The 22,123-nt window shown below is 30.5% G+C and carries 14 protein-coding genes; 9 read left to right on the forward strand and 5 right to left on the reverse strand.

What is annotated here, in order from left to right:
* Positions 1-16: 16 nt before the first annotated feature.
* The 3 genes from QBK95_RS14720 to htpG form a co-directional block, all read right to left on the reverse strand.
* Entirely contained in the window at positions 17-3,292 is a 3,276-nt protein-coding gene (locus tag QBK95_RS14720; protein WP_280935109.1) for a protein O-mannosyl-transferase family, read from the reverse strand.
* Positions 3,293-3,390: 98 nt separating this feature from the next.
* Positions 3,391-4,374 carry a response regulator transcription factor gene (locus tag QBK95_RS14725; protein WP_280935111.1) on the reverse strand — a complete coding sequence of 328 codons (984 nt, stop codon included), beginning with the start codon at positions 4,372-4,374 and terminating at the stop codon, positions 3,391-3,393.
* 136 nt (positions 4,375-4,510) lie between these two features.
* Positions 4,511-6,397 carry a molecular chaperone HtpG gene (gene htpG, locus QBK95_RS14730; protein ID WP_280935113.1) on the reverse strand — a complete coding sequence of 629 codons (1,887 nt, stop codon included), beginning with the start codon at positions 6,395-6,397 and terminating at the stop codon, positions 4,511-4,513.
* 261 nt (positions 6,398-6,658) lie between these two features.
* Here htpG and QBK95_RS14735 point away from each other — a divergent pair, with 261 nt between their 5' ends.
* The 6 genes from QBK95_RS14735 to QBK95_RS14760 all read left to right on the forward strand — a co-directional run bounded on the left by QBK95_RS14735 (position 6,659) and on the right by QBK95_RS14760 (position 13,363).
* Positions 6,659-7,324, forward strand: coding sequence for a TetR family transcriptional regulator C-terminal domain-containing protein (locus QBK95_RS14735; RefSeq protein WP_280935115.1), 666 nt, complete (start codon positions 6,659-6,661; stop codon positions 7,322-7,324).
* 45 nt (positions 7,325-7,369) lie between these two features.
* Positions 7,370-8,677 carry an ABC1 kinase family protein gene (locus QBK95_RS14740; RefSeq protein ID WP_280935117.1) on the forward strand — a complete coding sequence of 436 codons (1,308 nt, stop codon included), beginning with the start codon at positions 7,370-7,372 and terminating at the stop codon, positions 8,675-8,677.
* Positions 8,678-9,005: 328 nt separating this feature from the next.
* Entirely contained in the window at positions 9,006-11,063 is a 2,058-nt protein-coding gene (locus tag QBK95_RS14745) for an ATP-binding protein (protein WP_280935119.1), read from the forward strand.
* The gene (locus tag QBK95_RS14750) at positions 11,050-11,682 is read left to right on the forward strand and encodes a response regulator (RefSeq protein WP_280935120.1); all 633 of its coding nucleotides are present in this window, start codon (positions 11,050-11,052) and stop codon (positions 11,680-11,682) included. Before QBK95_RS14745 ends, QBK95_RS14750 begins: the two co-directional genes overlap by 14 nt.
* Before the next feature lie 157 nt (positions 11,683-11,839).
* The gene (locus QBK95_RS14755; RefSeq protein ID WP_280935122.1) at positions 11,840-12,121 is read left to right on the forward strand and encodes a T9SS type A sorting domain-containing protein; all 282 of its coding nucleotides are present in this window, start codon (positions 11,840-11,842) and stop codon (positions 12,119-12,121) included.
* A 231-nt stretch (positions 12,122-12,352) separates the two neighbouring features.
* Positions 12,353-13,363 carry a 3-oxoacyl-ACP synthase III family protein gene (locus tag QBK95_RS14760; protein ID WP_280935124.1) on the forward strand — a complete coding sequence of 337 codons (1,011 nt, stop codon included), beginning with the start codon at positions 12,353-12,355 and terminating at the stop codon, positions 13,361-13,363.
* 269 nt (positions 13,364-13,632) lie between these two features.
* Here the strand turns inward: QBK95_RS14760 and QBK95_RS14765 are convergent, their stop codons facing one another.
* Entirely contained in the window at positions 13,633-16,032 is a 2,400-nt protein-coding gene (locus QBK95_RS14765; protein ID WP_280935127.1) for a TonB-dependent receptor, read from the reverse strand.
* A 435-nt stretch (positions 16,033-16,467) separates the two neighbouring features.
* On the opposite strand from QBK95_RS14765, the gene QBK95_RS14770 reads away from it, so the two are divergent.
* A complete protein-coding gene (locus QBK95_RS14770) occupies positions 16,468-16,830 on the forward strand; it encodes a CoA-binding protein (RefSeq protein ID WP_280935129.1) in 363 nt (120 codons plus the stop codon).
* On the opposite strand, the gene QBK95_RS14775 is transcribed toward QBK95_RS14770, so the two are convergent.
* Positions 16,807-18,246 carry a sodium:solute symporter gene (locus tag QBK95_RS14775; protein ID WP_280935132.1) on the reverse strand — a complete coding sequence of 480 codons (1,440 nt, stop codon included), beginning with the start codon at positions 18,244-18,246 and terminating at the stop codon, positions 16,807-16,809. The genes QBK95_RS14770 and QBK95_RS14775 overlap by 24 nt on opposite strands.
* A gap of 253 nt (positions 18,247-18,499) precedes the next feature.
* Here QBK95_RS14775 and QBK95_RS14780 point away from each other — a divergent pair, with 253 nt between their 5' ends.
* The gene (locus tag QBK95_RS14780) at positions 18,500-21,349 is read left to right on the forward strand and encodes a sensor histidine kinase (RefSeq protein WP_280935134.1); all 2,850 of its coding nucleotides are present in this window, start codon (positions 18,500-18,502) and stop codon (positions 21,347-21,349) included.
* Between the two features lie 3 nt (positions 21,350-21,352).
* Positions 21,353-22,105 carry a LytR/AlgR family response regulator transcription factor gene (locus QBK95_RS14785; protein WP_280935136.1) on the forward strand — a complete coding sequence of 251 codons (753 nt, stop codon included), beginning with the start codon at positions 21,353-21,355 and terminating at the stop codon, positions 22,103-22,105.
* Positions 22,106-22,123 lie beyond the last annotated feature (18 nt).

The raw sequence follows: 22,123 nt of genomic DNA on the forward strand, positions 1-22,123 counted from the left end.
TTTTTGTTTTTTAAAACTACTTAACTTCTTGTGCTGATTTTAATTCTTTAAGTAAACTTTGATCATCTTCTAAAGTTCTATTAGGTAGCGACTGTTCTTGTTCAGCAAAAAATGATGGAAAAAGATTAATATACCGATTGAATGTTCGAATTTCGCGATCCACTAGTGCTGTACTGTCGTTTTCTACCATAATATCAACAAGATTTTTATAATAGGTTACATTATCCATAATACTTTCGAAAAGTTCTTCTTGTTTTTCATAAGATAAGTTGGCAAAATATAAAAGTTGCTCTTGATATTTTGTAGCTACTTTGCTCCATAAATCTTTTGCTTTTGCTTTTTTGTTTATTCGATAATAATTTTCTACAAAAGAATGTAACGGAGTATAATATCCGTAAATATCTATAGGCATTTTTTTAAGTCCTAAATCTAAAATTTCTTCTGCTTTATCAATGTTTCCTTCTTTGGCTAATTGATTTGCTAATCTCCCAAGGTTGGTTCTGTAAGATATACCGTTTCTTCTGGTTTCTATGTCGTGATAAATTTCTGTACTATCTCCATTTCCCCAATCCCATTCTTTAACGTTTTTATACATCACATCAGTGTCAATTCTTCCCATTTGATATGGGTTTGTAGGATTGATTTTACTTTTGATAGGAACAAGTTTGTAGGTCATTCCATCTAGTTGTAGATAATCTTTCATCCAGATGTAATCATCGTCCCCAAAACTACCACCAGTAAAATAAATAGGCCGTTCCCAATTATTAGTAGCGATAATGTCCAACATAACTAATCTGTGTTTTGGGATGTAATTACCTTTTAGATGAATGTCTATATAAGGCACAATTTTATCCGCATCTTTTTCTGAAACAATACCGTTTCTTAATACAGCTTCTTTATCTACAGGTATCCGTATATGTTTACTAGGAAAAGTAGAAATTATTTTTCCACTGATAAGTTCACTTTTTGTTCTGTGATCATCTGATGTTATCCAGCGCATCCAGTTTTTGATGAGCATAGTGTCTTTGGTTACAGGCTTATAAAAAATAGCATCATTATTTCCGTATGCATAAAATGAATGCTCTAAATCAGAAGGTACAGGTTTACCTAGATACGCTGCATTTTTCATTTGATCTACATACCAATCTGTTGCTAATAAATTGGTGATTAGTATGCGTACATCTGTTCTATACTCTTCTATTTCTTGAGTATACCATAATGGAAAACTATCGTTGTCTCCAATTGAAAACAAAATAGCATCTTTCTGACAAGAGGATAGATACATTTTTGCTGCGGACTGAGCCGTATAACGATTAGAGCGATCATGATCATCCCAGTTTTGAGCAATTAACAATGAAGGAACACCGATTAGGCCTATTAATATTGTACTGTATACTGCTTTTTTAGGATGAATTTTATTTTTTAGTATATCAAAAAAAGCATAGACACCGAATCCAATCCATATGGCAAAAACATAAAAAGAACCTACCAATGCATAATCTCTTTCACGAGGTTCAAAGGGTCGCTCGTTAAGATATATTTTTAATGATAATCCTGTGAATATAAAGAACACTAACAATACCCAAAAATTTGCTTTATCGTGTTTAAGTTGAAATACAAATCCCATTAAACCAATAATAAGAGGAATAAAATAATACGTGTTTCTAGCCTTATTTTTGATTGCGTCATTAGGTAAGTTCTTTTGAGATCCCAGATGATATTCATCAATAAAAGAAATACCACTAAGCCAATTTCCATGCAAAGAAGATAGTTTTCCTTGAACATCATCTTGTCTTCCGACAAAATTCCACATAAAATACCGCCAATACATATAGTTAATTTGATACTGAAATAAATAAGACAGATTGTCCCAAAATGAAGGAGGTTCTACATCTAAAAACTGACTAAAAGATTCCAGAAATTTGTGATAATCTTCACCGCCTAATTGACCAGAAGCATATTGTTTTCTAAAATTAATGACAGTGTCTACCAACTCTTTTTCATCTTTATATTCATTTTTTATAGAGAATTTTAGAGGTCCGCTAAATAACATATAATTACTAATGTGTTCTGTGCTCCACATTCGTGGTAATAGCGTTTTGTGATGGTTGTCTAAGTTTTGCTTTGCATTTTTCCAATCGTTAACCACTTCATATGTTCCAGTAGTGTTGTTTTTTTCATATTTAGGTTTGTCATCTAGAAATGGTTCGTTCTCGTCAAGGTAACTATAGGTTTCAGTAAATTGAGGACCATAAAAAAGATGCGTTTTGGGATACTGTTCCAGATTGTAATAAGCTAATAACTCTCTGGCATTGTCAGGGTTGTTTTCATTAATTACAGTGCCAGCGTTTGCTCTAATAGGTATCATCAGCCAACTAGAAAACCCAATTAAAATAAAAATAATGCACAGTAACGAAGTGTGTATTAACGGCAAGGATTTCCTTTTAGTGTATTTTAATCCTAAGTAAAAACTTATCACTAAACTTATACCTGAAATGATAGTACCCGAATGGAATGGCAACCCCAAAGAATTGACAAAAAATATTTCGGAAACTCCAAAAAAGGTAAGCGTGTATGGTAATAACATTTTAAAAATGAACAATAAAATAGCTACTACAATAAGATTAGCTATGATGAAATTTTTAATAGTGATATGCTTATAGTTTTTGAAATAGTAGAGTAAACCAATTGCAGGGATTGAAAGTAATCCCATAAAATGTACTCCAAAGGATAGACCAATAATAAACGAAATTAATATGATCCATTTGTTTCCTTTGGGTTTATTCATATCACGTTGCCATAACAATCCCAAATAGAATAAAACGGATAAAATACAAGTTGCCATAGCATATACTTCTGCTTCGACAGCATTGAACCAAAAGCTATCCGTAAAAGCGAATGCTAAGGATCCTGTTGCTGCACTTCCTAATATGGCGATACTGGCACTTTTCGAAGGGAGCGAATTAGAGGCTGATAGGTTAGTGATTAACATAGTAATTGACCAAAACATAAAAAGTATCGTACATGCACTAGCGATTGCTGAGGTGATATTGAGGGTATATGCGATTTGCTCTGGTTGTGATGCAAAAACAGAAGCAAAAGCACCAATCATCTGAAATAAAGGAGCACCTGGAGGATGCCCGATTTGTAGTTTTGAAGAAGTGGAGATGTATTCTCCAACATCCCAGAAACTATTTGTAGGTTCTACAGTGCAGATATACACCGAAAGTGAAATGACAAAAACAGCCCATCCTAGTATAAGATTCCATTTTTTAAAAAGAGATATATTCATTTGTATTGATTGCCTTTTTTAGGTAATCAAATGAAGCTCAAAAATTAAAAAAAATGCTGTATTAAACGTTGTAATAAAGTACTAGTACTAGTATGATTTTATTTTTTTATCAATAATTCTTTTCGGCTACTGATGTTCAATTTGCTGTAAATGTTAGAGATATGTGTTTTTACAGTGCTGATGCTAATAAATAATTCATTGGCAATTTCTTTATTACTCTTTCCAGAAATAATTAACGCTTTGATCGTTTTTTCTTGCTTGCTTAACGGAGTTAATATGTTGTTTTGACGATTCCTTCTTTTTCTAATAATAAAAAATACAAGAATTAATATGATAAATCCAGCAACACCATTTAAAAGCATACTGATCGAATATTTTTCGTCAGTTTTTTCTTTATATACTAAGGAAAGTTTATTTTCTAGGTATAAAAATAAAGCAGGATCAATTTCGCTAGATTTTAATTCTTTTAATAGTCCTGTATAATAGGCAGTATTTTTTTTAATGTCTTTTTCTAGTAATTGTTTATCATCAAGTTTTTTAATACTCAATAATTTTACTAAAAGAATTTGTAATGAGTCCTTTACATATCCTTTAGTCCTTAGTAAATACTTTTCAGTATCAAATTCATCATGAAGAGTATCGAATTTAGATTCGAATTTTTTTAATTCTTGCCATTCTAAATCCGCTTTATTATTCGTTGTATAAGAATCGAAAAGAGATACTCCTTTTTTAAAATAAATAGAATCGTTTTTGGATACTATGAATAATTTAGAGTTTGTAATAGTTTCTTTGATATTTGATTTTGTCTGAATCGGATCAATATGAATTTTATATAACTGATCTTTATTATCAAACCATTTTTGATCAAAAGTAAAGTACCCTTCTTCAGAAATAGTTGCTGCTGTTATAGGTGTATAAGTATAACTATTGTTGCTGTCATCCAATTGTACTTTGCTCAATTGCACCTTATGTTCCCAGTTATTTGGGTTTTTTAAGTATACATATCCAGAAACAATTTCCTGACCATTAGCGCTAAAGCATACAGTAAGTATTAGTAAAAAAAGATAGATTATATTTTTCATTTGCGTTATACCTAAATCGATACAAATTATGCATAAAAATAATAAATTATGTAATACTTTAGATCATAAACAAAAACCGCTTCGTTTTGAAACTAACAACGAAGCGGTCTTAATATATTAAAAGTGTATAATACTCTTATTTGATCATTTCAAAACTACGTTTGATAAACTCTGTCAATTCTTCTCCTTTCAATAAATTTTGAGAAAGTCTTGCCAAATCTAAAGATTGCTTAATCAAGCGTTCTTTTTTCTTATCAGTTTTAGTGTCCTTAATCTGTCCGATCAATTCGTGATTTGTATTTACAATCAGGTTGAACATCTCTGGCATATTACCAAACATATTCATTCCTCCGCCACCTGTTTGTTGCATCTCTTTCATACGACGCATAAACTCTGGTTGTGTGATCATAAAAGGAGAAGCATTACTATCCATTGCTTCTAATTGTACAGTATATTTATCAGCAGGAATTACTTTTTCTAAATCTACTTTTAAAGCATCTTTTTCTTCATCAGATAATTTAGAAATCGTTTCTTCATCTTTCTTGATTAAATTATCAATATGATCTCCATCTACACGAGCAAAAGTGATATTTTCCTTACTTGTTTCTAGTTTTTGGATTAAATGAGAAACGATAGGAGAATCTAATAGTAAAACTTCATATCCCTTATCTTTTGCAGCAGAAATATAAGCATGTTGCTCATCTTTATTAGATGCATAAAGAACTACCAACTTATTATCTTTATCAGTCTGATTTTCTTTAATTTTTTCTTGTAATTCTTCAAACGTAAAAAAGGTGTCATCTACTGTTGGATAAAGTGCAAACTTATCTGCTTTTTCAAAGAACTTATCTTCAGAAAGCATTCCGTATTCGATCACAACTTTTATATCATTCCATTTTTTCTCAAAATCCTCTCTATCGTTTTTAAATAGAGAGTTTAATTTATCGGCTACCTTACGCGTAATATAACTTGAGATTTTCTTTACTGCTCCATCTGCTTGTAAGTACGATCTGGATACATTTAAAGGAATATCTGGAGAATCAATAACACCACGCAACATTGTAAGAAATTCAGGTACAATACCTTCTACATTATCCGTTACAAAAACCTGATTTTGATATAATTGAATTCTATCCTTTTGGATATTCATATCCTGCCCAAGTTTCGGAAAATATAAAATACCTGTAAGATTAAAAGGATAATCTACATTAAGATGTATATTAAATAAAGGTTCTTCAAATTGCATTGGATACAATTCTCTATAAAAACCTTTATAATCTTCGTCTTTAAGATCAGAAGGTTGTTTCGTCCATGCAGGACTAGGGTTATTGATAATATTATCCACTTCCTGAGTTGGTGCAGGATCTTCTTCTTTGGCACCTTCAGGTTTTGGTAATGTTTCAGTTTTAGTTCCGAACTTGATCGAAACAGGCATAAACTTATTATATTTTACCAATAGTTCGCTAATTCTGCTCTCTTCTAAAAATTCGGTATCATCTTCTCCTATATGTAAAATGATTTCTGTACCTCTTTCTGCTTTGTCATGAGCTTCAATGGTATACGTTGGAGATCCATCACAAGTCCAATGCGCTGCTGGTGCATCGGTATAAGATTTGGTAATGATTTCTACCTTATCTGCTACCATAAAAGCAGAGTAGAAACCAAGTCCAAAATGACCAATGATCCCAGAATCCTTAGCACTATCTTTGTATTTTTCTAAAAATTCCTCTGCTCCAGAAAAAGCTACTTGATTGATGTATTTTTCAACTTCTTCAGCTGTCATACCAATTCCCTGATCGATGATATGAAGTTTATTGTTATCCTTATCAATTTTAACTTCAATTTTAGGATCACCATACTCTACCTTAGCTTCTCCGATATTGGTTAGGTGCTTTAGTTTAAGAGTTGCGTCTGTCGCATTAGATATTAGTTCTCGTAAAAAGATCTCATGATCTGAATACAAGAATTTTTTTATCAAAGGAAAAATGTTTTCTACAGATACATTAATACTTCCTGTTGCCATTTCTATTGTGTTTTAATTTTAATTATCACTTATGAATGATTTTATAGTCAAAAAAAATACCAATTACACATGGCTGACAAACTGACACAGAAATAAGGTGGATGTAATAAAAACGTAAGTATTGTAAGTGAATTACGTCTATTGTAAAAGTTATTAGTTAGGTTTCATTTTTTATGAAATAACTTTAACATATTTTTCGTTTAAGATTTTATTAAAAAAGTTAAACAATCGTTATATTTACATAATTAAACTACCCAATTTATGGCTTCGTCAAATAAAAATCAAACAATTGATAGTCAATACATCATTACAGAGTATATGCATTATGTTTTGGAAAATGATAGCTACCCAAAATCTGTATATAGATTTTGTAAAGATTCCAAAATAAAAGAAGAAGATTTTTATAAATTTTTCGGCAGTTTGGATAGTGTAAACAAAGGAATTTGGAATACTTTTTTTAGTACTACTATTGATGCAATGAATAACAATAAAGAATATGAAGGATTATCAAGTAAAGATAAAATGCTCACGTTCTTTTATACATTTTTTGAATTACTGACTTTAAATAGAAGTTACGTGCTATTAACGTTGCAATATCATGAGATGCCACTAAAAAATATTGGGCAACTGAAAGGATTGAGAAAACATATTAAAGGATTTGCAAAAGAATTGATTGAGGTAGATAATGGAGATAAGCTATTTAATATTACAAAAAATCCAGTATCTGTATACTCAGAAGGAGCTTGGTTTCAATTCTTATTTCTTTTAAAGTTTTGGATGGATGATGATTCTGCAGATTTTGAAAAAACAGATATTGCAATAGAGAAATCGGTAAATACTGTATTTGACTTATTTGACAATACACCGCTTACTAATGTATTAGATTTTGGAAAATTTCTTTGGAAAGAAAAAACAATGTGGAATTAAATTTTGTAAGCATCTTGAACGATTGAAGACTATTAAAAATATAGAATGAAAACAATCGATAAAATACCTACTTCGAAGATTGGACGCACAACAGAGCTGGTAAAGACAGGAGTGAAGGTAGGTGGAAATTATCTTAAATATTATAGTAAGAAAGCTGTGAATCCTAAGACAACTAGGGATCAGCTTAATGAAAATAATGCTGCTGATATCTATGATGGATTAAAAAGCTTAAAGGGTAGTGCGCTAAAAGTAGCACAAATGCTATCCATGGAAAAGAACTTGTTGCCAAATGCATATGTAGAAAAGTTCTCATTGGCACAATTTAGTGTTCCACCATTATCAGCACCTTTAGTAAGAAAAACATTTAAAAAATATCACGGGAAATATCCTGAGGAATTATACGATACGTTTGCAACTCAATCGGTTAATGCTGCCAGTATCGGACAGGTACATAAAGCAGCTAAAGACGGGAAAAAACTTGCTGTGAAAATTCAATATCCTGGAGTTGCAGACAGCATAAGTTCTGATTTGGCGATGGTAAAACCCATCGCCATCAGAATGTTCAATCTAAAAGGAAAAGATTCTGATAAGTATTTTCAGGAGTTAGAAGGAAAACTTCTGGAGGAAACCGATTATGTGTTAGAAGTACAGCAAAGTAAAGAGATTACAAAAGCTTGTTCAAAAATCCCTAATCTAAAATTCCCCTGTTATTATGAAGAACTATCCAGCAAGCGTATCATTACGATGGATTGGATGGATGGAATTCACCTTAGTGAGTTTGCAAAACATAATACGGATCAGAAAAAAGCAGATAAGATCGGTCAAGCTCTTTGGGATTTTTATATGTATCAAATGCATATTCTTAAAGCAGTACATGCCGATCCTCATCCAGGAAATTTCCTAATAGATGAAGATGATAATTTAATAGCGATTGATTTTGGTTGTGTGAAGAAAGTTCCCATGGAATTTTATACACCATATTTTGAGCTAGCAGAAAAAGAAAATATAGAAAACCCCGATTTTTTTGCCCTAAAGATGTTCGAGCTGGAAATACTCCGAGAAGATGATTCTTCTGAAGAAAAAGCATTTTTCTCGGGGTTATTCTATGAAATGCTTAGTCTTTTTACTAGACCTTTTAATGAAGAGGTTTTTGATTTTGGAAATAAAGAATTTTGGGAAAACATTACGGCATTAAGTGAAAAATATTCTAAGGATACAACGCTCAGAAAAATGAATGGTAACAGAGGTAGTAAACACTTTTTGTATATCAATAGAACTTTTTTTGGCTTATATAATTTATTGCACGATCTAAAAGCTAAGATTCGTGTCAAAAATTTTGAAGAGTACCTTTAGCCAGTCAACTGGACTGGCTTTGGTTTGTTTATTTATTGGTTAGGTTGTTAGAAAGGCATGCTGTGGTTGGCGTGCCTTTCGATTTTTTAGTAGTTTTTAAAGTTTATGCAAAGAAATCGATTAGGTATTCTTATTTTTATTAAAACCATTATTGTAAGAAATCTTTTTCATAAAGCGTAGCTTTCTGGTTATTCACATCTAAATAGTTGTATTATGACAAATAAATACTAGAATAGTTTTAGTTTTTAACAACTTTTATGAACTTTAGATTTTGAAAGAATAGATTTCTCTTAAAAACAACTGGCTTACTCTTAAATAAAACCTAACAATGTTAAAAAAAATAATTCCATTAATTCTGGGCTTAGCTCTGAATGTTATTTCTTTTGCACAAGAAAGAGAGCATATAAATTCTCTTATCAAACAGGTTAAAGACATCCATAATGAAAATCAAAAATTATTGTTGTTAGACTCTTTATCAAAGGAGATCTATGCCATAATTGATGATGATTTTGAATTTTATCAAAAAGAATACCCTACATATTGTTTTGACTATATTAATCTAGCTAAAAAGCTGGAAGATTATGATAAGGCATCCAAGAAAACTGCACGACTATCGAATCATTATTTACAGATAATAGGTAAGCCAGATTCTGCATTGATCATTATAAATAACGCCCTAAAAGATAGTATTAGAATAAAGAAACCGTTTAATTTAGGACAATTATATCTAAAGCGAGCTGGTGCGTATTATCAAATTGACAATCTGGCTATAGCGATCAAGGATTACGATAGAGCTAAGGGATTATTTCACCAAAGTAAAGATTCTATTTATGAAGCAGATGCTACTTTCTTTTCAGGACAATCAAGTGAACGTTTAGGAAACCTTACAGAAGCTCTATTAAAGTATCAAGAATCACAAAAACTATATAATAAGATGAAGGATACTGCTTATGTCGCATATACTGGATTGGCAGTTTCAGGGATTTATAGTCAGTTATATCTTTTAGACTTATCTTTTGATGAAAGAAAGAAAATTAGAGATATGCTAACTAACAATGAGCGTATAGATTATAATGTTCTTTCTGAATTAAGTATTAATGATGCACGGGATTTTATTAAGAAGAAAGAATATAAGAAAGAAGAAATAGCTTTGTTAAAAGCACTTAGGTTATCTAAAAAAGTAGGTAATAATTTTGCCCAAATTTTTAGAGCAAGAGCGTATGTTGGTGAATTTTATGCAAAACAGGATAATATTGAATTGGCAAGAAAACATATAGATACTTTAGAGTTAAGTACTGCATTAATCAATGGTCCATATGATAGGATTTTTTATCTAAAATCGCTTGGAAGACTAAAAGTAGCAGAAGGTAACTATAACGAGGCTATCCAAATTTTTAATGAAGAAATTGATATTTTTAAAAAATCTGGAGATATAAGAGCACAAGTACATCTGGAAAAGGAACTCTATAGAGCAAACAAAAGTTTAAATAATTATAAACAAGCTACAATACATCTTGACCGTCATTTAAAGCTTAAAGATTCCGTATATAATATTACCAGATCTAATAGTGTGATATATTACCAAACGCTGTATGAAACAGAAAAACGAGATAATCAGATAGCATTACAAAAAGTAAATATCTCAGCCTTAGAAATTAAGAATAAAGGAAAAAGGAATTTATTGATTTTTGGTGGTATTGGTTTAAGTTTACTTTTTCTAGTCATTTATCTGTATCGCAATAAAACATTATTGCTCAGAAATAAAAGGTTGCAACAATCTTTTTTGCAAGAACTGTTACAAACTCAAGAGCGATTGAGTAAGAGAATTTCTAAAGATCTGCATGATAGTGTTGGACAAAGTTTGTTATTGATAAAAAATAAATTGATCCAAAAAGAAGATATTAAAACGGCAGAAGTAGTTGATGAGGTAATTGATGAAGTTAGAGAAATATCGAGAAACCTTCATCCATTTAAATTGGAGGAGATGGGACTAACAGTAACGCTTCAGAGTAGCGTAGAAATGATTGATGAGAATTATGATATTTTTATTTCTGCAGAAATTGAAGATATAGATCAGGTCTTTGATCAAGAGCAAGAAATAAATATTTATAGACTAGTACAAGAAAGTTTTAATAATATACTTAAACATTCTAATGCTAATTCAGCTGAAATTATCGTTCATAATAAAGCAAATAATGTAGAAATAGTAATTAAGGATAATGGAAAAGGATTTGATATAACCAAAGAAAAGCTGTCAGTTTCTAAAATAGGTCTAAAAACATTAAGTGAACGATCTAATTTTCTAAAGGCTAGCTTTAAGATTTTATCAGAAATTAATAAAGGGACAACATTGATATTCAATATACCTAAGTATGAACAAGCCTAATATTTTAATTGCAGATGATCATCCATTATTGCTTAAAGGTCTCGAAGAGTTTTTAAAAGAAAAAAAACATACTATTGTTGCGGCCTGTTCTGATGGTCTTTCTGCATATAATAATATTGTAAAACTGAAACCTGATTTAGCAATTTTGGATATCGAAATGCCAAATTTATCAGGATTGGACGTAGCAAAACAATGTAAACAACATAATATTACCACTAAAATCGTATTGATAACGCTGCATAAAGAGAAAAAGGTATTTGAAGATGCCTTGAAACTCAATATACAAGGGTATTTGTTAAAAGAATTTGCGTTACCAGAAATAGAAAGTTGCATAGAAAGCGTTATGAATGATGAACCTTATTTTAGTAAGAAAATTTATCAAAGATTTGGAAACTCTGAAGTTTCAAGTGCTTATTTAGAGAAATTAACTCCTTCTGAAATTAAGATTATAAAACGTATTGCCGAAGAAAAGACAAGTAATGAGATTGCTGATTTATTTAATATTTCTGTACGAACAGTAGAAAGACATAGAGCCAATATCATAAAAAAACTAGAGTTAGATAAAAAACCAAATTCATTATTGATCTGGTCACAGAAGAACAAAGAACTACTTTTATAGATAAAATAACCCTTTTATCGAATAATCGATAAAATTAGGTAAGGTTACGTATGTTTTTTGAACTTCAGATTTCCTAAATTTGGTTATGATAAAATATTTGCTTTAACCAATAAATATTAAGATCAAGTTAGACTGGAATAGGAAAAAGGATTAAGTGATGGAAACAAAATCGAGAAGTAATAATAGTACAAAGGATGTGCTGAAAAATACATTTTCGGTATATTCTAACGAACTAGCAAACGCTATCTATATTGATTTACATTCTGATGATTCTAGTGTCTTTTATGTTGTTTATGACAAAAAGGGAGAAATCGTCAAGGAGAATCGTAATTTATCTAAAAGAAACACATTGTCGCTACATCCTTTTCCCTCTGGTTTATATACAATTGAAATTAATGGTAGTAATAAAACAGTTGTAAAAACCATTCTAAGATTGTAAAATGTTCAGAAAATAATCACTTCTATTAATATCATAAGTTTTAGGTATGGTAATGGAGTAATTCTATCCGTTTATTTTTTAAAACAAAACGCGATTTACTATGCATGCATACAATAAGATTGCAGTTTCTTTTATCAAAAACATAAGAATACATATCTTGAGCTTCAGTTTTTTTTAGAATAAAAAGTAATTGGTATAATTACGCACAATACACACTCAATACTATAATATATGTATACTTCAAAAGTAACAGGATTAGGAAGTTATGTTCCTGAAAATGTTGTAACTAATGATGATCTTTCTAAAATAATGGATACCAATGATGCTTGGATTCAGGAACGTACAGGTATAAAAGAAAGACGTCATATTAAGAAAGGAGATGGAAATAGTACTTCTGTAATGGGAGTAAAAGCAGCAAAAATTGCTATAGAACGAGCCCAATTGACCAAAGATGATATTGATCTGATCATTTTTGCAACATTAAGCCCTGATATGTACTTTCCTGGAGGAGGAGTACGAGTGCAGGATATGATGGATATGAAGACGGTTCCTGCATTAGATGTTCGTAATCAATGTAGTGGTTTTGTATATGCATTATCTGTAGGAGATCAGTTTATTAAAACAGGAATGTACAAGAATGTTTTGATTATTGGTAGCGAGAATCATAGTGGAGGTCTGGATATGACTACTAGAGGTAGAGGAGTTTCTGTAATTTTTGGAGATGGAGCAGGAGCAATGGTTTTATCTAGAAGTGAAGATGAAAATGGAAGTGGAGTATTATCTACTCACTTACATAGTGAAGGAGCACATGCAAAGGAGTTATCTTTAGAAGGACCAAGTACAGAACATTGGGTGCCAGAAATTATAGAGGAAAATAATCAGGAAAATATTCCGTATTACCCTTATATGAATGGGCAGTTTGTATTTAAGAATGCAGTAGTTCGTTTTTCTGAAGTTATAAATGAAGGTTTACACGCTAATAATCTAAATGCAACAGATATCAATATGTTGATACCTCATCAGGCAAATCTTAGGATTTCGCAATTTGTGCAAAAACAATTTAGGTTATCAGATGATCAGGTTTATAATAATATTCAACGATACGGGAATACTACAGCTGCATCAATTCCAATTGCGTTGACAGAAGCTTGGGAAAATGGAAAAATTAAAGATGGAGACTTAGTAGTACTTGCTGCTTTCGGAAGTGGTTTTACTTGGGGAAGTGCAATTATCAGGTGGTAGTTACAAATCGACTATAGATATAAAATCGCGAAGCTTTTAAGCTTCGCGATTTATTTTTTGTAATCACCGGTTATTTTTTTTCTTTAAAGGCTAATTCAAATAAATCATAACCATATTGGTACTATAATAGACGTAATAAAATGTATAGTGTTACAAAAAGATTGTGTTTTTTACATTTATTTAACTTTAGGAGCTATTTATTTAATAATACTTAAATTTAACAAATAATATGCGAATTTTTTATCATATTAACATTTTATGTGATAAATTTAAAGTACCCCACCTCCTGATTTTTCGTTTTTATCTCTACGTTTTCTTGAAACCTTTCTGTTTTTTCCACTTCCAAAGCGATATGATAACCCAAGAAATATAGTTTGCGTTTCTCCTTGAAACTGTCCACTTTGTTCATAAGGGAAATCTCCAGAAAATCTAAATCGCATTGTATTAAAAATATCATTAAAGTTAATGCTCGCTGTCCCTTTTCCTTGCAAGAAGTTATATCTGGCTCCTGTGTTTACAAAATAAAAAGGTTTAGTCTTAAATTGGATTCCTTCTTGTTCCCCTCGATAAAAACCAAATACCTGAAATGTTAGATTTTTAGTAGCTTTTATATTATTGTTCATTCTAAAGTTATACACCAAAGCATCTACTTCTCTAGAGATTGGTACCGCGGTTTCTACACCATTTTCTACTACCAAACTTTCGACAATACCTTTCTGAGTTTGACTGTATAAATCAAAACTAGCATTAAAGTTCCACCATTTTGTAACTCTATAATTACTAGATATTTCTAATCCGTACGCCGAGTTGTCATCAAAATTGTCAAAAGTTAGTATTTGCCCTTGATCTACGTTAGGATCTGCTAGCAATGTTTGGTTGATTTCATCGTTGATAATTCGATAAAAGACACCACCAGTTATAGAACCACTTTTTAACCTTCTGGTATAATTAAACTCTACAGAATTAGTGAATTGCGGATCCAATGCTGGGTTACCTCTAGAAGTAACTCTAGGCGTACTCCATTCTCGTATTGGATTTACCTGATTTAATCCTGGTCTGTCTACACGTCGACTATAACTTAACTGATACGTGTTTTTTTCTCCTGGAGCATACGATAAGAATGCAGATGGATATACAGTAATGTAATCATCTTCAAAAACTTTTTCCCCATCCAGAATAGCTTCTACTTCATAACTTTCGAATCGAGCACCTAATTGATATGACCATTTTTCATAGTTTTTCCCGTAAGTTGCATATAATGAATGGATGTCTCTATTATAACTGTATTTAGAATCATCAAAAAGAGTAGATTTATAATCATTATCAGTTCTTCTCAACCTTGCTTCGTAACCCAATTCTAGTTTTGTTTTTTCTGATAATGGATTTACGTAATCTAGATTAATAGTTGTGTTTTCTCTATTATTATTGATTAGATCATTATAATTAGGTAAAAACCCATTGATAAACCTAAAATCGTCATCACTATCACTTTCAAAAACATTATAGTCTATTTCTAATTCTATATTATGTCCTTCTTTGGCAAAATCATGCTTGTAATCAAAATTATAGGTAGATCCTATATTATCACTATCGCTTATTAAATTTTGAGTAGTATTGTTTTGGGGAGTATCTAATAAGATAATATCTGTAGTACCTGCTGTAATACCATCAAATAAATTTTGATTAGTGTATATTGAAACAGTATTCTTGTCATTGATGTAATAATCAATACCGACTTTAAATAAGTGTGATTTATTATTGTCTAAAAATCTAAAATCTTGCCGTGAATTCTCATCTGCTCTAAATACAAAACCTCCGTTTAGATTTTTAGTAATATTATTCCCGTAATTACCATATACATTTATTTTACCGCTTCTGTAGTTTAGATCAACGGAACTATTAAATCTGGCATTTTTGTCAAAGTTTAATCCAAGATTGATATTTCCGTTAAAACCAATATTACTATTCTTATGCAAAACAATATTTATAATCCCACTCATACCTTCTGGATTATATTTTGCTGATGGATTGGTAATCAATTCTATCTTTTTTATAGAGGTAGAAGGGATTTGTTTCAGTAATTGAGCTGCAGAAATGTTAGTAGGCTTGCCATCGATTAGAATCCGAACATTTTGATTTCCTCTTAGAGCAATATTACCATCCTGATCTACATTAACTGATGGGATGTTATTCATAATTTCTGCAGCGCTACCACCAGTTGTGGTTAAATCTTTACCTACATTGATTACTTTTCGATCAATTTTTTGTTCAATAGTGGTGCGTTCTGCTACTATGGTTACATCATCTAATGCCTGAGCTTCTTCTTCTAAAGAAATAGTACCCACATCGATATCTTTGCTTTTTCGTGAAATTTCGATAGGTTGACTATGACTAGTGTATCCTATAAATTGAATCTTTAAAATATAATTTCCCTTAGGTATGTCGGCAATTAAAAATGAACCATCATCTGTAGTGATACCTCCACTTATTAATTTTTCTGCTCCATCATTAATAATAATGGTTGCATAGGGAATTGGCTCATTAAGATTTTTGTCAATTACTTTTCCTTTAACAGTTCCTACAACTGCATTATTATTAGGTTGTGCCATCACGAATGCACAGCATAATAATAAAAATAATGAAATTACTTTTTGATTGATTGTTTTCATCTGAACGTTTATTTGATTGATTTTTATGCTAAACACTGTACTTTGTATTGCATAATAGAATAGTACAGTTTTTTCCTTTTTATACACGGTGATTAGGCGTGTTTGGTATATGACGACTCAGTATAAAGTCTGTTACACTAGATAACTGTTTTTAACAATAAATTATAAAATCAAAAACCGCCCCTTAATAAGGGGCGGTCTTCTATAATAATCAAATAGTAACACTAACCATCAACTATGAATAAAATTTGATTATTAAGTAACTAACTAACTAAATTTATGAAAAATCATATTTCTTATTTATAAGACGTGAGAGATAAGGCTTATGTTACACGTGATTTTTGTTTTTAACATTTTGCTGTTTATTTTTAACGTTTGAACGCTATATTACCCATGTTTTAAAGTATTATTTTGCAAATAAATTTTTAAAAAAATATGTCAAAGAAGACTTTAGTATTAGGAGCATCCTTAAAACCCAATCGATATTCTTATCTAGCAATTGATAGATTAGTGCGTTATCATCACGATGTTGTAGCTATTGGACTTCGTAAAGGAGAAGTTTTTGGTGTGGAAATAGAGACAACCTTAATTCCTTTTGAAAATATTGATACCATTACTTTATATCTTAATCCGTCTCGTCAGAGACAATACTATGAATACATTGTGAGCCTCAGTCCTAAAAGAGTAATTTTCAACCCAGGAACAGAGAATTCTGAGTTTTACGAAATGCTAAAACAATCCAATATCGAAGTAGAAGTGGCATGTACCTTAGTGTTACTTTCTACGAATCAATATTAATCCAAGGAAGGTAAGTAAACCATTAAGTATTAGAATAAAAAAACCAAATTCAAAGCCGAACCAGGTAGCACTGTTGTCACTAATAATATATGATAGAACAGGAGACAGAATTGCTATAGCTGGAACTAGATTGTCTTTTACTTTTTGTTTAGTGAACAAACCAAAAGCATAAAGTCCTAATAATGGGCCATACGTATATCCAGCAAAAATGAATAGCTTGGTAATTACACTGGCATCTCTGATCACGTATTTAAATACGATGATTACTAAAACTAAAATTATTGAAAATAGTACGTGTATTTTCTTTCTTGTTTTGACTTGATCTTTTTCATTATATTTTTTTTCAATATCTAAAATATCTATACTAAAAGAGGTGGTTAATGAGGTTAAAGCACTATCAGCACTACTATATGCAGCTGCAATAAGCCCTAGAACAAAAAATATAGCCATTCCAATACCTAATCCACTTTGAGTTGCTATAATAGGGAAGAGTTGATCTTTATGTGCGTCAATTCCATTGATTGAAGCATATTGCGTAAGTAGTAATCCTAATCCTAGAAAGATGAAATTTACAATGGTTAATACAATTGTAAACCAGAACATGTTTTTCTGTGCATCCTTCAGACTGCGACAGGTTAAATTTTTCTGCATCATATCCTGATCTAATCCTGTCATTACAATCGCAATAAAAATACCCGATATAAATTGTTTCCAGAAATAATTGGCACTTTTGAAATCTTCAAAGAAAAATACTTGAGATAGATCGCTGTCCATTACATAACTAAATATTCCAGCTCCAGAAATTCCAAGTCCATCAGAAACAAAATAAATAGCTACACCTAATGCTATTAACATAAATAGTGTTTGTAAGGTGTCGGTCCATACGATCGTTTTGATTCCTGATTTAAAAGTATATAACCAAATTAATAAAATCGTGACAATAACCGTAACCCAGAATGGAATGCCAATTGCATCAAATAATATGGTTTGTAATACATTAGCAACTAAGAATAATCTAAAACTGGCACCAGTAATTCTGGATATTAGAAAAAATGAAGCTCCAGTTTTGTATGCATAATTACCAAAACGCTCATCAAGATATGTGTAAATTGAAGTTAGATTTAATCTATAATATAAAGGAAGTAATATGGCTCCTATTACAAAATACCCAATAGTATAACCCAATACAACTTGAAAATACCCAAAACCTATTTTTTCTACCGCTCCTGGAACAGAAATAAAGGTTACCCCACTTAACGAAGCCCCGATCATTCCAAAAGCTACAACATACCAAGGAGATTGTTTATTGGCTTTAAAAAAAGCGTCATTTCCTGAGTTTTTTCCTGTGAAGTATGAAATTAAAAGAAGTACACCAAAATAAGCAGCGATTAAAAAGAGAATATGTATGGGTTGCATATAGAAATTCGAATTAGTAAAACACCAAAATACGAATTAAAAATAGGTAACCAATAAGATTTCTATAAGTAGATTATTAATAATATGAATTTGTCATTTAGAAACTAATTAAGGCGTTTTAGAAGAAAAAAGTTAAGATTTTTAAACTAAATTGTAGTTTTGAGAACTTAGTTTTTCTATTATACGTATGCTTAAGCAATTCATTTATTTAACCTTAATCCTTTGTACTTATTGCAGTTGGGCACAACATCCTGTGAGTATTCATCTTTCAGAAAAGGATGGGTTACCCGATATTGAATTCTATGATATTCTTGAAGATAGTAAAGGATTTATCTGGTTGGCAGCAGATAAAGGTTTCTTTCGATATGATGGAAAATCATTTACCCAATATACGAATCCGAAAAAAAGAGGGCTTTCTGTTTTTTCTCTTTTTGAAGATGCATCAGGGCGTATCTGGTGTACGAATATTTCGGGTCAGTTTTTTTATGTAGAAGGGGATGAACTGATACAATTTATAGACCTTAAAGATCAACTAAAAGGGCAATTAGCAGATTTTATAGTTACTGAGGATAAGCTTTTGATTACCAATGGTATATCTATGTATGAAGTAGGTCTAGAGGCTAAGAATGTTTTGAAAAAAATAGAATTGTCTTATGGTCTTAGTAAAATTAGACATATCGATAATCAGTATTTTTTGATCAGTAATGATAGTTTATGGGTATTTGATCAATTATTCAATGAATATAAGAAACAACCTATACTTGCATATGATGAATTTGGTGAAATAGGATTAGTATCCAGAGGTAGATCGCAATTGGTATGTTACGGGAATATGAAAATTGTTCAAGAAACTCCAAGTAATAAAAATTCTTTTTCTAATGTAGATTTTAATACAGGTAGAATAAAGAAAATAAAGGGTTTTGAGGAAATTGAAAATAAAAAAATAAATGCTATAAATGTATTAAAAGATGCGATCTGGGTTTTGACCAATACGGGTATTTATATTTATAAAAAAAATAAAGAAAAATTTGAATTGATAAAGCACTTTTTCTCTGATCAAAAAGTAACAAAAGTAATTATAGATAAGGATGAAAATTATTGGATTACAACATTAACAAATGGAATATTTGTTATCCCTAACATCGAAATTATCGATTATCAAATTCCTCATGAAATAAGAAACATAACCAAACTTGATTCTGATGGGAATTCATCTTTGTTTTTTGGAACAGTAGACGGCATTGTCAGTATATTTAATATTAATAGTTTACAATTAAAATCTAGAGATCTGGATACCAAAGTTTCTAGTATATTGTATCATGCTACCAAAAAATATAGTTATGTAGCAACAGATAATAGCTCTTACTTTATTAATAAAAACACTCTAGAAAGTAATAAAAATATTCTTTATGAAGGTGTAAAAAGCTTTTCAAAAATAAATAATGATTCTTTACTTTATTGCACATATAGGAGTGTATCTTATTTTTCGAAACGCGCTAATAAAAATTTCATACTTACAGATGATAAAAGAGCATATACTACATTCTATGATATTCTAAAAAAGGTAGGTTATATAGCATATGTAGATGGTTTAGTAGTTCTAGATGGACATCAACAAAAGAAAATCACATATAATGATATCGATATTTTAGCCATTTCCATAACACAAACAAAGGATAATACGATATGGGTTGGTACATTTAAAAATGGAGTATTTGCTATAAAAGATAATAAAGTAATAAGTCATTACGATAGTTCAAAAGGTTTGTTGTCTAATCAGATAGAATATCTACAATCTGATGATAACAATCTTTGGATTGCAACTTCAAAAGGTGTTCAGGTTTTGAATATAGATACCAAAACGTTTAAAAATTTGACAAAAACAGATGGTATACCTTCTTATAAAATATCAGGGATACAAATATTAGGAAACCAAGTTGTTCTATCATCAAATAAAGGGCTTATAGGATTTGATAAAACCAAGGTTTTTAAAAAAGCATCGTCTTCAAATATATATATAGACAGCATTGAAATTAATGAAAATGAAGTAGAAATATTAGATAGTTATAAATTAGAGTATGATCAGAATGCCATAAAAATAAGCTTTAATGTTAATGGTATATCGTTTAGCCAAAAAGGGAATTATCAATATAGACTAGTGGGGTATAGGGATACGTGGATAACCACAGATACTGGAGAAAATAGTGTGAAATATAATAGTTTAGCTACGGGAAGTTATAGGTTTCAAGTGCGACCAGTACTAAATACTTCAATTAATCAGAGTGAGATAAAAGAAATACTATTCTTTATAAAAAAACCCTTTTGGAAAACATGGTGGTTCTATTTCGGAGTATTTTTAGTAAGTATTGCTTCTATTTGGCAATATTTTTTGCAGAAAATAAGAAAAATAAAAAAGCGTCAAGAAGAAGTGTTGGATAAAGAAAGAATCAATAAACAACTAGTATTATCTCAGTTAGAAAACTTACGCTCACAAATGAATCCGCATTTTATATTCAATGCGTTAAATTCAATTCAAGAATATATAGTACTTAATGAGAAAAATTTAGCAAGTGCTTTTTTGGTTAAATTCTCTAGATTGATTCGTATGTATTTAGAACATAGTAGAACTGATGAAATTACATTGAAAGAAGAATTACATGCGCTAAAAATTTATTTAGAGTTAGAAAAAGATCGCTTTGAGGACGTATTAGAATATACAATTAGTGCAGATGAGCAATTGTCTGTAGATGTCATAAAAGTGCCACCCTTATTTATTCAGCCTTATGTAGAGAATGCATTAAAACATGGATTACTGCATAAAAAAGAAAATAGAAAACTTACAATTGAATATAAGATGAATAGTAAAAATGATACTTTACAATGTATGATTATCGACAATGGAATCGGTCGTAAAGCATCAGAGCAGATAAATCTTAAACATAAACCTTCCCATAATTCTTTTGCTACAAACGCAAATCAGCAACGAGTAGAATTATTGAATACAACTCGAGAGCATAAGATAACAGTAGATATTGTTGATTTATACCAAGAAAAAAAAGCAATGGGTACTAAGGTTACAATTACAATTCCCTTAAAAAAATAATGTATGAAAGCACTAGTAATAGATGATGAGAATAAAGCAAGAAGATTATTACAAGCTTTGATTGAAGGCGAATGTAAAGATATTACAACAATAATACAGGCTTCAGATTTAGAGTCGGGTGTACAATTGATTAAAGCAGAAGAACCAGATATCGTGTTCTTGGATATAGAAATGCCTCAACATTCGGGACTTCAAATTTTAGATTTTTTTGAAGATGAAGAAGTAACATTTCAAATTATTTTTACTACTGGGTACAATCAATATGCAGTAGAAGCATTTAAACTTTCTGCAATAGATTATTTGCTAAAACCTATAGATATAGAGGAGCTAAAAGTTGCAGTAGATAAAGCTGTGATTTCTGCAAAAGAAAGAACGATTAATGATAAGTTTGAAGATTTAAAAAAATCATTCAAACAATTGTCATTAAACAAATTAGCCTTAGATATACCAAAAGGGATTATTTTTGTATCTCATGATGATGTACTCTATTTTGAAGCAGATGGGATGTATACAAAAGTATATCTTCAGGGGAATAAAACGGAGTTGATATGTAAGCCCTTAAAACATTTTATACTCCAACTAGAATCTAAATCTATTTTTTATAAACCGCATAGATCTTACTTGATTAATTTAAAACATATTAAAGAACTCTCTAAAAAAGATGGGTATCATTTGATTATGGAGAATAATAAAACTATACCAATAGCCAAAGACAAGAAAGAAGAATTCATAAGGGTTATTAAAGAAGTATTCTAAGTATTACTTTCAGAAAAA

This window comes from Aquimarina mycalae (genome assembly GCF_029906345.1).
Lineage (GTDB): Bacteria > Bacteroidota > Bacteroidia > Flavobacteriales > Flavobacteriaceae > Aquimarina.

What these genes read in the sequence shown, in the direction of transcription:
- QBK95_RS14735 (WP_280935115.1), top strand. Translation starts at nt 6,659, where the DNA reads ATGGCTTCGTCAAATAAAAATCAAACAATTGATAGTCAATACATCATT.
- QBK95_RS14760 (WP_280935124.1), top strand. Translation starts at nt 12,353, where the DNA reads ATGTATACTTCAAAAGTAACAGGATTAGGAAGTTATGTTCCTGAAAAT.
- QBK95_RS14785 (WP_280935136.1), top strand. Translation starts at nt 21,353, where the DNA reads ATGAAAGCACTAGTAATAGATGATGAGAATAAAGCAAGAAGATTATTA.
- QBK95_RS14770 (WP_280935129.1), top strand. Translation starts at nt 16,468, where the DNA reads ATGTCAAAGAAGACTTTAGTATTAGGAGCATCCTTAAAACCCAATCGA.
- QBK95_RS14720 (WP_280935109.1), bottom strand. Translation starts at nt 3,292, where the DNA reads ATGAATATATCTCTTTTTAAAAAATGGAATCTTATACTAGGATGGGCT.
- QBK95_RS14745 (WP_280935119.1), top strand. Translation starts at nt 9,006, where the DNA reads ATGTTAAAAAAAATAATTCCATTAATTCTGGGCTTAGCTCTGAATGTT.
- QBK95_RS14775 (WP_280935132.1), bottom strand. Translation starts at nt 18,246, where the DNA reads ATGCAACCCATACATATTCTCTTTTTAATCGCTGCTTATTTTGGTGTA.
- QBK95_RS14765 (WP_280935127.1), bottom strand. Translation starts at nt 16,032, where the DNA reads ATGAAAACAATCAATCAAAAAGTAATTTCATTATTTTTATTATTATGC.
- QBK95_RS14740 (WP_280935117.1), top strand. Translation starts at nt 7,370, where the DNA reads ATGAAAACAATCGATAAAATACCTACTTCGAAGATTGGACGCACAACA.
- QBK95_RS14750 (WP_280935120.1), top strand. Translation starts at nt 11,050, where the DNA reads ATGAACAAGCCTAATATTTTAATTGCAGATGATCATCCATTATTGCTT.
- QBK95_RS14725 (WP_280935111.1), bottom strand. Translation starts at nt 4,374, where the DNA reads ATGAAAAATATAATCTATCTTTTTTTACTAATACTTACTGTATGCTTT.
- QBK95_RS14755 (WP_280935122.1), top strand. Translation starts at nt 11,840, where the DNA reads ATGGAAACAAAATCGAGAAGTAATAATAGTACAAAGGATGTGCTGAAA.
- htpG (WP_280935113.1), bottom strand. Translation starts at nt 6,397, where the DNA reads ATGGCAACAGGAAGTATTAATGTATCTGTAGAAAACATTTTTCCTTTG.